12 protein-coding genes are annotated in these 13,262 nt (G+C 42.5%); 10 read left to right on the top strand and 2 right to left on the bottom strand.

Going from position 1 to position 13,262, the window contains the following annotated elements:
* Positions 1-8: 8 nt before the first annotated feature.
* From iscA to der, 8 genes are all read left to right on the top strand, one after another.
* The gene (iscA, locus tag CPC19_RS10020; RefSeq protein WP_015005413.1) at positions 9-338 is read left to right on the top strand and encodes an iron-sulfur cluster assembly protein IscA; all 330 of its coding nucleotides are present in this window, start codon (positions 9-11) and stop codon (positions 336-338) included.
* A gap of 177 nt (positions 339-515) precedes the next feature.
* The gene (gene ndk / locus CPC19_RS10015; protein ID WP_015005414.1) at positions 516-947 is read left to right on the top strand and encodes a nucleoside-diphosphate kinase; all 432 of its coding nucleotides are present in this window, start codon (positions 516-518) and stop codon (positions 945-947) included.
* A gap of 6 nt (positions 948-953) precedes the next feature.
* Entirely contained in the window at positions 954-2,033 is a 1,080-nt protein-coding gene (gene rlmN / locus CPC19_RS10010) for a 23S rRNA (adenine(2503)-C(2))-methyltransferase RlmN (protein WP_016389751.1), read from the top strand.
* A complete protein-coding gene (gene pilW, locus CPC19_RS10005; protein WP_016389750.1) occupies positions 2,030-2,809 on the top strand; it encodes a type IV pilus biogenesis/stability protein PilW in 780 nt (259 codons plus the stop codon). Before rlmN ends, pilW begins: the two co-directional genes overlap by 4 nt.
* 16 nt (positions 2,810-2,825) lie before the next feature.
* Entirely contained in the window at positions 2,826-4,091 is a 1,266-nt protein-coding gene (gene hisS / locus CPC19_RS10000) for a histidine--tRNA ligase (RefSeq protein ID WP_016389749.1), read from the top strand.
* Between the two features lie 10 nt (positions 4,092-4,101).
* On the top strand, positions 4,102-4,791 hold the full coding sequence (locus CPC19_RS09995; protein ID WP_236610510.1) for a tetratricopeptide repeat protein: 690 nt from the start codon (positions 4,102-4,104) through the stop codon (positions 4,789-4,791).
* Positions 4,788-6,014: an outer membrane protein assembly factor BamB gene (gene bamB, locus CPC19_RS09990; RefSeq protein WP_016389747.1), complete on the top strand. Its 1,227-nt coding sequence runs from the start codon at positions 4,788-4,790 to the stop codon at positions 6,012-6,014. The genes CPC19_RS09995 and bamB overlap by 4 nt, the downstream gene beginning before the upstream one ends.
* 3 nt (positions 6,015-6,017) lie before the next feature.
* Complete coding sequence (gene der / locus CPC19_RS09985; RefSeq protein WP_015005420.1) at positions 6,018-7,424, top strand: ribosome biogenesis GTPase Der; 1,407 nt, start codon at positions 6,018-6,020, stop codon at positions 7,422-7,424.
* 280 nt (positions 7,425-7,704) lie between these two features.
* Here the strand turns inward: der and CPC19_RS09975 are convergent, their stop codons facing one another.
* Both CPC19_RS09975 and xseA read right to left on the bottom strand, forming a co-directional pair.
* Entirely contained in the window at positions 7,705-8,547 is an 843-nt protein-coding gene (locus CPC19_RS09975; protein WP_016389745.1) for a peptidoglycan DD-metalloendopeptidase family protein, read from the bottom strand.
* Positions 8,534-9,880, bottom strand: a complete 1,347-nt coding sequence (gene xseA / locus CPC19_RS09970) for an exodeoxyribonuclease VII large subunit (RefSeq protein ID WP_016389744.1) — start codon at positions 9,878-9,880, stop codon at positions 8,534-8,536. Before xseA ends, CPC19_RS09975 begins: the two co-directional genes overlap by 14 nt.
* Before the next feature lie 85 nt (positions 9,881-9,965).
* Here xseA and guaB point away from each other — a divergent pair, with 85 nt between their 5' ends.
* Both guaB and guaA read left to right on the top strand, forming a co-directional pair.
* Entirely contained in the window at positions 9,966-11,432 is a 1,467-nt protein-coding gene (gene guaB, locus CPC19_RS09965) for an IMP dehydrogenase (RefSeq protein ID WP_015005424.1), read from the top strand.
* 14 nt (positions 11,433-11,446) lie between these two features.
* Complete coding sequence (gene guaA, locus CPC19_RS09960; RefSeq protein WP_015005425.1) at positions 11,447-13,036, top strand: glutamine-hydrolyzing GMP synthase; 1,590 nt, start codon at positions 11,447-11,449, stop codon at positions 13,034-13,036.
* The last annotated feature ends 226 nt before the right edge of the window (positions 13,037-13,262 follow it).

Below are 13,262 nucleotides of genomic sequence, written 5' to 3'. Positions count from 1 at the left end.
AGGAAAATATGTCTGTTACATTAACTGAAAACGCTGCAATGCAAGTGCAGGATCAATTGAATAAACGGGGTAAAGGGTTGGGCTTACGATTGGGTGTTCGTGAGTCTGGTTGCTCGGGTTACTCTTATGTCATTGATTTTGCAGATGAAGTTGAGTCTAAGGATACTGTTTTCGAAATGCATGGTGTTAAAGTCATCATCAATGAAGACTCGTTGAGTTTTTTAGATGGGATGGAGTTGGATTTTGCAAGAGAAGGTATTAATTCTGCCTTCAAGTTCAATAACCCAAATGTGAAAGATGCGTGTGGCTGCGGTGAAAGTTTTACCGTTGAGCCATAATTTTTTTCCTGTGCATAATTTAGTCTTCGTGATAGTTTTTACGGCTTATTAGCTGATTGCTAGAAAGGGCCGTAATCTGTAGACTACACACATTGTGACAGTTCGCTGTCAGATAACCTAATACCGTGAATTTACACGGGTTTTTCTAAAATTAATTTTTATTGTTGGAGTAATACTATGGCGCTTGAGCGTACTTTTTCTATTGTAAAACCGGATGCAGTTGCAAAAAATGTAATTGGACAAATTTATGCTCGCTTTGAAGAAGCGGGATTAAAAATTGTAGCGTCTAAAATGTTGCAACTTTCTCGTGAGCAAGCAGAAGGCTTCTATGCTGTGCATAAAGAGCGTCCTTTTTATAATGACTTGGTTTCATTTATGATCTCTGGCCCTGTCATGGTTCAAGTGCTTGAGGGTGAAAATGCTATTTTGAAAAACCGTGAAGTGATGGGTGCAACAAACCCAGCTGAAGCCGAGGCAGGTACTATTCGTAAAGACTTTGCAGATAGCATTGATGAAAATGCAGTTCATGGCTCAGATGCGCCTGAAACAGCGGCTGAAGAAATTAAGTTCTTCTTTAATGATGATGAACTGTGCGAACGTCTTCGTTAAACACTGATGAACTCAAAACAAAACTTGTTGAATTTAGATCGTAAGGGTCTGGAAACATTTTTTACTGAAATAGGTGAAAAACCATTTCGTGCGAAACAAGTTTTGAAATGGATTCATCAAGAAGGCATTTCTGATTTTGAGCTAATGACGAATATCAGCAAGGGGTTGCGAACACGCCTTGCTGATATTGCTGAGGTACGCGTACCTGAGATAGTCTTCGAACAAAAATCTGATGATGGAACCTATAAATGGGTGCTTGAGTTAGATGGGCAAAACCGTATCGAAACAGTTTTTATTCCTGAAGAAGGTCGCGGTACCTTATGCGTGTCATCGCAAGTAGGCTGTGCGCTTGAGTGCACTTTTTGTTCTACGGCGACACAAGGTTTCAATCGTAACTTATCTGTTGCTGAAATTATTGGGCAGGTATGGGTGGCGGTTAAGGCGCTAAAAGGTAAAGCCAATCTAACAAATGTTGTGATGATGGGAATGGGCGAGCCGCTACTTAACTTCAACAATACCGTTACGGCCTTAAACTTAATGATGGACGATTTTGCATACGGCTTAGCCAAACGTCGTGTCACAGTCAGTACCTCTGGTGTTGTGCCAGCGATGTATCGTTTGGCCGAAGTGAGTGATGCGAGCCTGGCAGTTTCTCTTCATGCGCCGAACGACGAATTAAGAAACGAATTAGTACCGATTAATAAAAAATATCCAATTGCTGAGTTGTTAGAAGCCTGTAAGCATTATATTAAAGGCGAAAAACGCCGAAAAATAACCTTTGAATACGTGATGTTAAGCGGCGTAAATGATTCGGTTGAGCAAGCGCATGAATTAAAGCGCTTATTGGCTGATGTGCCGTCCAAAGTGAATTTGATTCCTTTTAACCCCTTTCCTAATACACACTACAAACGCTCTAGTAATAATGCGATCCACCGGTTTACCAATGTCTTGAAGGAGGCTGGACTGATAACAACAACACGTAAAACACGTGGAGACGATATTGATGCTGCTTGTGGGCAATTGGTTGGCAAGGTGAAAGATAAAACAAAACGACAGCTAAAGAACCAGAGGGTAACCGCGGTATGAATAAATGGATTATTCAAATAATAATGCTGTGTTTTTTGGCTACCCTTGTAGCTTGCCAGCCGCAACACGTTAAAGAAAATAGCGCCTCATCTATCCAAGGCACAGAAAAAAGCCCTGCTGATGTTTATGTATCCCTTGGTGTGGAATATATGAAAAGAGGGATGAATGAAGTGGCGTTAGAAAAACTAAAGAAGGCAATAGATGTTGACCCTTTTTCCAGTAACGCACATAACGTTCTAGCCGTACTCTACGACCGCTTAGGCGAAAAATCATTAGCCGGTGAACATTATAAAAAAGCAGTGACTCTAAGCCCAAGGAACTCAAGTGCACAAAATAATTATGCACGCTATCTATGTAGCATGAATGAATTTGAGTTGGCAGATCAACACTTTAATATAGCAGTTAAAAACCCATTGTATCGGTCTGCGGTGGCGGCGTTAACGAACGCAGGAACGTGTGCATGGAAAGCGGGGCAATTAGATAAAGCAGAAAGCTATTATCGTACGGCCTTACAGCGAAATAACCGTTCGGCTGTGACATTATTACAAATGGCCAACTTAAAATTTGAAATGCAGAACTACTTATCCGTACGGGCTTATCTGCAGCGCTTTAAAGAAGTAAGCAAGCATACACCAGCCTCTTTATGGTTAGGTATTCAAGCAGAAGATAAGCTGGGCGATAGCGATAGTGTTGCCAGTTATATTCTTCAATTAAAACGACTTTATCCAGACTCGCACGAAATGGGCTTGTTAGAAAAAAGTAAGTTCAACCGTTAACAATAACACAAGGCCAATGAGTAAAAAGTTACAAGCCATTCGTGGTATGCATGATATTTTGCCCGATAAAACACCATTGTGGCAGCGATTAGAAAAAGCGATGTCAACAGTGTGTCAACAATACGGTTATTCAGAAATACGCATGCCGTTAGTTGAAAGTACGGATTTGTTTTGTCGCTCGATCGGTGAAGTGACCGATATCGTTGAAAAAGAAATGTACACATTCGATGATCGCAATGGAGACTCACTGAGCTTGCGGCCAGAAGGAACAGCAAGTTGCGTAAGAGCTGGTTTAGAGCATGGTTTGTTTTATAACCAAGTTCAACGTTTATGGTATCAAGGCCCTATGTTTCGTCATGAACGTCCGCAAAAAGGGCGTTATCGACAGTTTCATCAAATTGGTATTGAATGTTTTGGTATGTCGGGCGCAGAGATTGAAGCTGAAGTCATTCTTATGTCGTATAGACTCTGGAAAAACCTTGGTTTAGCAAGCGAATTAACCTTAGAGATTAATACATTGGGTACGCTCGAAGAGCGGACAGCCTATAAAGATATTTTGGTGACGTACTTTAAGCAACATTTAGAACAATTAGATGAAGATAGCACACGTCGATTAGCCACGAACCCACTGCGCATATTGGACAGCAAAAACCCAGCCATGCAAACATTAATCGAATCTGCGCCACAATTAATAGATTCTTTAGGTGAGCCGTCCACGCAACATTTTGAAACGTTGCAAGGCTATTTGATGGATGCAGGTATTCGATTTAAACATAACCCACGGTTGGTTCGAGGTTTAGATTATTATTCACACACGGTGTTTGAATGGACCACTACATCACTAGGTGCACAAGGAACTGTTTGTGCTGGTGGTCGTTACGACGGTTTGATCGACCAACTGGGTGGTAAGCAAACCCCTGCTGTTGGTTTGGCAATGGGCGTTGAACGTTTGGTACTGCTGTTGGAGCAGCGTGAATGGCCTGAAGCAACACCCTTGGCTTATATCGTTTATCAAGGTGAGCCGGCTAGAAAAGAAGCGATACAATTGGCTGAACGTTTACGGGATCAATTGCCAGAAGAAGGTATTGTTCTTCATTGTGGCAGAGGTAGCTTAAAAAGTCAGTTTAAAAAGGCAGACAAGGTTGGTGCCAAGTTCGCGCTCATTCTAGGTGAAGCAGAAATTGAAGAAAATAAAGTGAGTATTAAGTTTTTACGTGACAGACAAGAACAACAACAAGTGCCGAATAATCAAATAGACGCATTTTTAAAAAATAACAGTTAAAACGGAAAAGATGATGGACACTTATCAAACAGAAGAAGAACAAGTTGAACGGATCAAAAAATGGTGGGCAGATAACTCTCGTTCACTTATTGCTGGAGTCGTGTTGGGTTTAATAGGTCTTTTTGGTTGGCAAAGTTGGCAGGGCCAGCAGAAAAACCATGCGCTGGAAGCTTCAGATGCCTACCAGCAATTGGCCCAATCAATGGAGAGCTCAACGTTTGAAGCGGCAATTGTCTTGGCTGAAGAAATTGATAAAACCTATAGCGATACACCTTATGCAGCGTTGGCTGGCTTGCAAAAAGCCAAAGCACAACTTGAAACTGGTGATCGTAAAGGGGCAGTTGAATCACTAGAAAAAGTGGCTGATTTGGATGGCAATAAAGCCCTTCAACATATTGCGCGTATACGTGCGTTTAGAATTAGACTGGCTGATGGTGATGCGAATGGCGTTGTTAGTGATCTTGAATCAGTGATTTCGGGAGAAAACGGGATTAACCCAGGACAATTTATTGGCCAATACGAGGCATTAAAAGGTGATGCATATCGCCAGTTGGGTAATGTAGAAAAAGCTAGATCTGGCTATATGGCAGCATTGAGAGACGCAACATTAGATAGCCAGTTGATCCAGTTAAAACTGGATGATCTAGGACCGCCGACTATTGTTGACGGTACAGAAATTGTACAAGAGATAGAAAAATGAGTCGGTTAAGCCTAGTTATTTTGCTGCTTTTTTTAGCAGGTTGTGCGGGAATCGTAGAAAAAACCAAATCGGCCGGTAAGAGCTTGGAAAGTGGCATTATCGATATGATGAGCACATCCGAAGAAGATGAGTCTGCACCTCCACGTGAATTGGCTGAAATTGTTGAGGAAGTTAGCCTTACACCTGTCTGGCAGCAAAAAGCAAGTGAAGGCAAAGGCTCTAAATACCTGAAGCTTGAAATGGTCATGTCAGATGGCAAGCTTTTCGTAGCGGATTTAAAAGGCAAGGTCCTTGCAATAGATCAAATGACGGGTGAACTAATATGGGAAGTCAAAACTGAACTTCCGATCTCAGGTGGCTTAGAGGTGGGTTATGAACATGTCTTCTTTGGCACCACAGATGCTGATGTTGTTGCACTAAAATTAAATGATGGTGATACAGCATGGACTTCACAAGTCTCTAGTGAAGTATTGTCAACACCGAGGTTTTCAGATGGGCTTCTTGTGGTTCGTAGTGTTGATGGCGCAGTGAATACACTGGATGCTGCAAACGGTGAAGAGCGTTGGTCGTATATTCGCGATGTACCAGCATTAAGTTTACGTGGTACCAGTTCTCCGGTTGTTAAAAGTGGAGGTGTTATCTGTGGCTATGCTAATGGTAAATTGGTGGTGTTGCGATTAAAAGATGGTCTGCAGATCTGGGAAACAAGTGTTGCCGTAGCGAGAGGTCGTGGTGCACTATCACGGATGGTAGATGTGGATTCAGATCCATTAGCAGGAGAGCGTTATATTTATGCAGCCACCTTCAATGGCGGGGTTGTAGCCGTTGATGTAAGGTCTGGCCAAATTGTGTGGCGTCGCTCAGAAATGTCGTCATATAAGAAAATGATTGCAGACTGGGTGTCCATTTATGTTGTTGATGTGAATAACCACCTATGGTCTGCTGACCAAAATGATGGCAGCATTAATTGGCTACAGGATAGTTTAGAGCACCGCCAATTAACACCCCTTACTCAAGCTGGAGATTATTTGTTAACGGCTGATTACGAAGGCTATCTTCATGTGATAAATAGCACGGATGGCGCGTTGGTTGGACGTTTAAGAGTGAGTGATGTCGCGATTTCTACAGCGCCTATTATTGATGATGGCTTGATTTATGTGCAAGACATAGAAGGTGTTATAACGGCCTTACGAATGGACACTCTGTCGGTCACGGAAGAGTAAACGATGCTACCTGTTATTGCCTTAGTTGGCCGACCTAATGTCGGTAAATCAACATTATTTAATTACTTAACGCGTACACGTGATGCATTAGTTGCTGATTACCCAGGGCTTACCCGTGATCGACAATATGGGTTAGTAAAACGTGCAGATATCAAATCTCTAGTGGTTGATACGGGTGGAATTACGGCAACTGCAGACGGCATTGATGGCGTTGCTGTAGAGCAGGTCGAGCGAGCACTTGAAGAAGCTGATGTGGTTTTATTTTTGGTTGATACGCGCCATGGTATTCACCCTATTGATGAAGAAATAGGGCAAAATTTACGAAAACTTGGCAAACAAATCGTACTTGTTGCAAATAAAACTGATGGTTTAGATGCTAATACACATATCGCAGAATTTCATAAAATGGGCTTCGATAAACCATGGCCGATTGCAGCAACACATGGGCGAGGTGTGGTTGAGCTCTTAAGGCATGTATCAAACATTTTGCCGAAAATAGAGTCATTTGATGACACATTGGCAGGAGAAGGAATCAGGGTTGCTGTCATTGGACGACCTAATGTAGGCAAATCGACACTGATTAATCGCTTGCTGGGTGAGGAGCGGGTCGTCGTTTTTGATCAGCCCGGCACTACGCGTGATAGTGTTTTTATCCCTTTTGAACGTGATGGCAAACAATATACATTGATTGATACGGCTGGTGTTCGTCGTCGTTCAAAAGTATCAGAAGCCGTTGAGAAATTTAGCATTGTGCAAACACTACGTGCAATTGATGACACGCACGTGGTCATTTACATGATTGATGCGAGTGAAGGGGTGACCGATCAGGATGCGAGTTTGCTCGGAATGGTACTGGAATCAGGACGAGCATTGGTTATTGGTTTAAATAAATGGGATGGCTTGTCGGAAGATCAACGAGAAAAAGTGAAGCGTCAAATTGATGTGAAATTAAGTTTTCTTGAGTATGCGGAACGTTACTTTATTTCTGCGTTGCATGGCAGTGGTGTCGGTAAGTTATTTGAATCAATTGGGGCGTTATATCGATCTGCGATGATTGATATGTCAACACCACGGTTAACCGAAATTCTTGAAAATGCGATCAAAGCTCACCAACCCCCATTGGTAGGTGGTCGTCGGATTAAACTGAAATTTGCCCACCAAGGTGGGCAAAACCCACCTGTCATCATCATTCATGGTAACCAAACGGTGTCGGTTCCTGGTAGTTATAAGCGATATTTAATGAATGCCTTTAGAGAAAAGCTAGGGTTAGTGGGAACACCGGTAAGGATAGAGTTTAAATCGCCGGATAATCCTTATGCTAAAAAAACAAGGAAGTCGGCGACAAATATCGAAAAAGGCAAAGTCAGTAAATTAAAAGAGAAAAGAAAAAGCAAACCTAAACATCGATAACTAAACCCTTCTTAGGCCGTAGGGTCACTCGCTTTTTCCTGAATTTTAATACCCTGGCCTTCGTGTTTGAGGTTTAAAAGCTCAGGATATTTTTTAGTACGTTTCTTTAAGCTGTGCCGAATTGAACGAATGAGGTACCTGGTGTTAGTGTCCCAAGGTAAGTCAAATTCATTTTTACAGTGTGTGCAGGTAAAAGTGGCTGTTTCACCATCATGGATAATAGTGGTGATTGTCCAATGGTCGCATTTAGTGCAAAGGTCTTTGATATGCATAGTGATGATTACTTGTTTTTGCTAAGTTTGTGTATATGGTCGCTAATAAAAAATGCAGGGTCAACCTTGCTTTTATTAAGATAAATATTCCAATGCAAGTGAGCACCTGTTACTCGACCGGTGGTGCCAATTTCGGCTATTTTTTGCCCTTGTTTAACAGTGTCTCCTGTGCTGACAAAGGTTTTGTTTAAATGGAAGTAGCCGCTAATCAACCCCTGTCCATGATCAACCAATACTGTGTTGCCGTTAAAAAAATAATCCCCGACGTCTAGAATAGTGCCTGCAGCTGGTGAGGTAACAGGGGTGCCCGTAGGCGCTGCGATATCTAAGCCGCTATGTGGTTTTCTCGGTTGATTATTAAAAAAACGTTTTAAGCCAAACGGACTGCTGAGTCGGCCATGCGTTGGTAAGCTAAACTCAACTTGTGGGGTCGTGTCAGACCAAGTAGATAAAGCTTTAGAGAGTGTTTTTTTCTCGCGATTGATACGCTCCATATCCATTTTATTTGGGTTGATCATGCGTTTATTTTTAGGCGTTTTTTTTAAAGTAATGTATTGAGCTGGGTAGGTTTTATCGCTAACTTCAAATGTCGTGACTTGAGCCGTTTGTTGATCTAGCAATTTATGAGTGCCAGATTTTGCTGACAAGGGAATTCCAACAATAGCCACCCATTGATTATTTTTAAGTAGGGTTAACACTTTATTATTTTGATAATAGAGGGCCGGCTGTGTTTGAGACTTCAGTGGAATAACGGCAATACCACCGGGTACGGGATGATGTTGAGGGAAAGCGTGAGCCGTTTGCATAAACAAAAGGCTAATAGCGAGTACATAAGCGTTAAGTGTTTTCATGGATACTTTCTATATTGGTTTTCAATACCCCATTCGTTAATTGAATATTGATTTTTTCACCTAAAACAACCTGATGAATATTTTTCACGATTGTACCATCAGCCTCACGCTTGCTGATGCTATAGCCTCGCGCTAAAGTAGCTAAGGGGCTGAGTGTCTCAAGCCCTTTGTTACAGTCGGTAAAACGTAAGCGTGCTTGTTGTAAGTTCAGTTGTATTGGTTTAGGTAAGCGTTGTTGAAGACGTATTAGCCGTTGTTCTAAAGCGTGTGCCTGATGACTAGGGTTATTGTTTAAGAGGCGGGCGCGTAGTTCGGATAGGCGGAGTTTTCGCTGTTGTAAAACACGTTGAGGTGTTTGCATTAAACGAGCATGGTAATCATCTAAGCGCTGGGCATGAGCTTGCAATTGTGCGCCTGGGTGGGAACGCTTTAATCGGTGGTGGAGGTGATTTAAGGTTTGTTTTTTATCTGATAAATGACTCGATAATGTATTTGTTAACTGCTTAGCTAAATAATTAAAATGACTCAGCCATTGGTGTTGGTCAGGGCTGACCCGTTCGGCTGCTGCGGAGGGTGTGGCGGCGCGATGATCCGCAACAAAGTCAGCGATGGTAAAGTCTACTTCATGACCAATGGCGCTAATAATCGGTATAGATGAGTGATAAATTGCTCGTGCAACAATTTCTTCATTAAAGGCCCATAAATCCTCTAATGAACCACCGCCACGAGCGAGAATAAGAACGTCACAATCTTTACGCTCATTAGCCAACTTGATGGCACTTACAATTTCGTTTTTAGCACCATCGCCTTGCACGGTAACGGGGTAAATCAGCACAGGTAAGGCGGGGAAACGGTTATTTAATACGGTTAAAATATCATGAATAGCCGCCCCGCTGGATGAGGTGATAACGCCGACTTTTTTGGCTAATTCAGGCAGTGGTTTTTTATGTTGCTCATCATAAAGCCCTTCGAGTGACAGTTTGTTTTTTAACATCTCAAACTGTTGTCGAAGAGCGCCTTCGCCAGCAGCTTCCATGTGTTCAGCAATTAACTGGAAATTTCCACGAGCCTCATAAAGGCTAACCCGAGCTTTTAAGGTAATGCGCATGCCGTTGTCTGGTTTGAAACCTATTTTGCGAAGTTGGGCGCGAAACATGGCACATTGCACTTGGGCTTTATCATCTTTTAAGGTGAAGTAAATATGCCCGGACACAGGACGAGATAAGTTAGATATTTCACCTTCGATGCAGAGTGTTAAAAATGTTCCCTCAAGCAAAATTCGTGTTTCCCGACACAACTCGGAGACGGTATAAATGTGTGTATTGTCGCGCATAATGTCGGAAAGCTATCTATTAGATGATTATTAACGGAGCATACCTTATAATGAGCTGCTTTTTCTACGACAAGCCCGAGATAATATGCGATTCGAACAAGAAGCTTTAACATTTGATGATGTTTTGTTGGTGCCAGCTCATTCTACGGTACTTCCTCGTGATGTCAGCCTGACAACACAGCTTACACGTGGCATTTCTCTAAATATTCCTATTCTATCTGCCGCGATGGATACAGTAACTGAGGCTCGTTTAGCCATTGCGTTGGCTCAAGAAGGCGGCATCGGCATTATTCATAAAAACATGACGGTTAAGCAGCAAGCGCTAGAGGTAATGAAGGTGAAGCGTTTTGAAAGTGGTGTTGTTAAAGACCCGATTACTGTTACGTCCGATACGACCATTCGAGATGTTATTGCAATAACCCGTCAACACAATATTTCAGGTGTTCCAGTTGTTAATGGCACAGACCTTGTGGGTATTGTAACCAGCCGTGATTTACGTTTTGAAACGCACCTAGATGGCTTAATTGAATCAGCGATGACGCCTAAAGAAAAGCTGGTTACTGTTCAAGAAGGGGCGAGTAAAGAAGAGGTCATTGGTCTGTTGCATAAACACCGTATTGAAAAAGTGTTGGTGGTGAATAAAAACTTCAAACTTTGCGGCATGATTACCGTTAAGGATATTCAAAAAGCTAAGGACTATCCGAAAGCATGTAAGGATAACCAAGAACGTCTTCGCGTTGGGGCAGCCGTTGGAACGGGGCATGGCACAGAAGAACGCATTGAAGCTCTAGTTGATGCTGGGGTTGATGTGGTTATTGTTGATACTGCCCATGGGCATTCTCAGGGCGTTTTAGATCGTGTTTCGTGGGTAAAAAAGAATTACCCCGATTTGCAAGTTATTGGTGGCAACATTGCTACCGCTGATGCAGCCTTAGCATTGGCAGATGCGGGTGCCGATGCGGTTAAAGTAGGTATTGGTCCAGGGTCTATTTGTACCACACGTATCGTTGCCGGTGTTGGTGTGCCACAAATTACAGCAGTTGATAATGCTGTTCAGGCATTGAAAGGAATGGGTATTCCCGTTATATCTGATGGAGGCGTACGCTACTCTGGCGATGTGGCAAAAATTATTGCTGCTGGCGCCAGCTCGGTAATGTTAGGTAGCCTACTTGCAGGTACAGAAGAAGCACCGGGCGAAGTGGAGTTATTTCAAGGCCGTTCCTACAAAAGCTATCGCGGTATGGGCTCATTAGGAGCGATGTCTCAACAAGAAGGGTCAAGTGATCGTTATTTCCAAGAAAGTAGTGATACTGAAAAGCTAGTGCCAGAAGGTATTGAAGGTCGCGTGGCTTATAAAGGCAGCATGGTCAGTATTGTACATCAGCTTATTGGCGGCTTACGCTCTAGTATGGGGTATACCGGCTGTGAAAGCATTGAAGAGATGCGGCATAAAGCAAAATTTGTTCGAGTTACCAGTGCTGGCATGCGTGAAAGCCATGTCCACGATGTGACGATTACCAAAGAAGCACCAAATTATCGTGTTGAACGATAATAAAGAGGTTTAGTTTGAATACACAGCAACACGAAGATATCCATTCTCATAAAATACTAATTTTAGATTTTGGTTCGCAATACACACAGTTAATTGCTCGACGCATACGCGAAATAGGTGTGTATTGTGAAATTTATCCATACGATGTTGAATCGCAATCGATTAGCGATTTTAAGGCGAATGGCATCATTTTGTCGGGTGGCCCCGAAACTGTTACAAATGGTGATGCGCCCCAAGCGCCCAGCATTGTTTTTGAATTATCTGTGCCTGTCTTAGGTATTTGTTATGGCATGCAGACAATGGCGGCTCAAATGGGTGGTCGTGTTGAGGCATCTGAGGTTAAAGAATTCGGTTATGCCAGTATTCGAGCACGTGGACATACAGAGTTATTAAGAGATATTGAAGATCATACCACGCCAGAGGGTTATGGCATGTTGGATGTGTGGATGAGCCACGGCGACAAAGTGGTTGAGCTGCCTGAAGGTTTCAAATTGATGGCAAGCACCGAAAGCGCTCCTATCGCAGGTATGGCTGATGAGGATAAACATTTTTACGGCCTACAGTTTCACCCGGAAGTAACGCATACAAAACAAGGAGGGCGAATTTTAAGTCGCTTTGTTTTGGATATTTGTCAGTGTGAGGCATTGTGGACGTCAAAAAACATTATTGACAGTAGTATTGAATCTGTTCGCGAACAAGTTGGTAACGAACAAGTGGTGTTAGGTTTATCGGGTGGTGTTGACTCTTCTGTTGTTGCTGCGTTATTGCATAAGGCGATTGGTCAACAGCTGATCTGTGTATTTGTTGATACGGGTTTGCTTCGTTTAAACGAAGGGGATCAAGTAATGGCCATGTTTGCTGAACACATGGGGGTTAATGTTATACGTGTTAATGCCGAACAACGCTACCTTGATAAATTAAAAGGTGTTTCTGACCCTGAAGAGAAAAGAATTATTATTGGTAATCTATTTGTTGAAATTTTTGATGAAGAATCAGCAAAGTTAACCAATGCAAAATGGTTGGCCCAAGGCACCATTTACCCGGATGTTATTGAGTCAGCAGGGGCTAAAACAGGTAAGGCGCATCTTATCAAGTCACACCATAATGTAGGTGGCTTACCAAAAGACATGAAGTTAAAGCTGGTTGAACCTTTACGTGAGCTTTTTAAAGATGAAGTTCGGCAAATTGGGGTGGAGCTTGGCTTACCATCGGATATGGTCTATCGTCACCCGTTTCCCGGTCCAGGCCTTGGCGTAAGAATATTAGGTGAAGTAAAAAAAGAATACGCAGATTTATTGCGTCTGGCCGATGACATCTTTATTAGCGAATTATATAAACACGACTTGTATCATAAAACTAGTCAGGCATTTGCGGTGTTTTTACCGGTTAAATCAGTGGGTGTTACTGGTGATGGTCGGCGCTATGAATATGTTATTGCATTACGTGCAGTTGAAACGATCGACTTTATGACAGCGCGTTGGGCGCAGCTTCCTTATGACTTTTTAGGACATGTGTCGAACCGTATTATTAATGAAATATCAGGTATTTCCCGTGTTACCTACGATATTTCAGGAAAGCCACCTGCCACGATAGAGTGGGAATGATTCCACGTCTGGCAACACCAAGCATCTACAAGCAGTAAACCTACTATAACCCATTGTTCTCAATGGGTTTTTTCTTTATGGGCTTGGTAATTTCAAGCACCTTCTAGCACCGCCAAGCAAACTTTGTTCATGGCATTTTCCATGGTATCGTCTTTTTCAATGTTGATGACCAAAGACAATACCATGCAGTGATTTTTAAGGCCTTCATGGTATTGGATTCCGGTAA

It is taken from the genome of Cycloclasticus sp. PY97N (assembly GCF_002443175.1).
In the GTDB taxonomy this organism is placed as follows: Bacteria; Pseudomonadota; Gammaproteobacteria; order Methylococcales; family Cycloclasticaceae; genus Cycloclasticus; species Cycloclasticus pugetii.
The sequence above is the reverse complement of the archived record's forward strand: the minus strand, read 5'-3'. Positions and strand labels throughout refer to the sequence as shown.

Coding starts and splice junctions, on each gene's coding strand:
- ndk (WP_015005414.1), top strand. CDS start 516: ATGGCGCTTGAGCGTACTTTTTCTATTGTAAAACCGGATGCAGTTGCA.
- CPC19_RS09995 (WP_236610510.1), top strand. CDS start 4,102: ATGATGGACACTTATCAAACAGAAGAAGAACAAGTTGAACGGATCAAA.
- rlmN (WP_016389751.1), top strand. CDS start 954: ATGAACTCAAAACAAAACTTGTTGAATTTAGATCGTAAGGGTCTGGAA.
- bamB (WP_016389747.1), top strand. CDS start 4,788: ATGAGTCGGTTAAGCCTAGTTATTTTGCTGCTTTTTTTAGCAGGTTGT.
- xseA (WP_016389744.1), bottom strand. CDS start 9,880: ATGCGCGACAATACACACATTTATACCGTCTCCGAGTTGTGTCGGGAA.
- hisS (WP_016389749.1), top strand. CDS start 2,826: ATGAGTAAAAAGTTACAAGCCATTCGTGGTATGCATGATATTTTGCCC.
- pilW (WP_016389750.1), top strand. CDS start 2,030: ATGAATAAATGGATTATTCAAATAATAATGCTGTGTTTTTTGGCTACC.
- der (WP_015005420.1), top strand. CDS start 6,018: ATGCTACCTGTTATTGCCTTAGTTGGCCGACCTAATGTCGGTAAATCA.
- guaB (WP_015005424.1), top strand. CDS start 9,966: ATGCGATTCGAACAAGAAGCTTTAACATTTGATGATGTTTTGTTGGTG.
- CPC19_RS09975 (WP_016389745.1), bottom strand. CDS start 8,547: ATGAAAACACTTAACGCTTATGTACTCGCTATTAGCCTTTTGTTTATG.
- iscA (WP_015005413.1), top strand. CDS start 9: ATGTCTGTTACATTAACTGAAAACGCTGCAATGCAAGTGCAGGATCAA.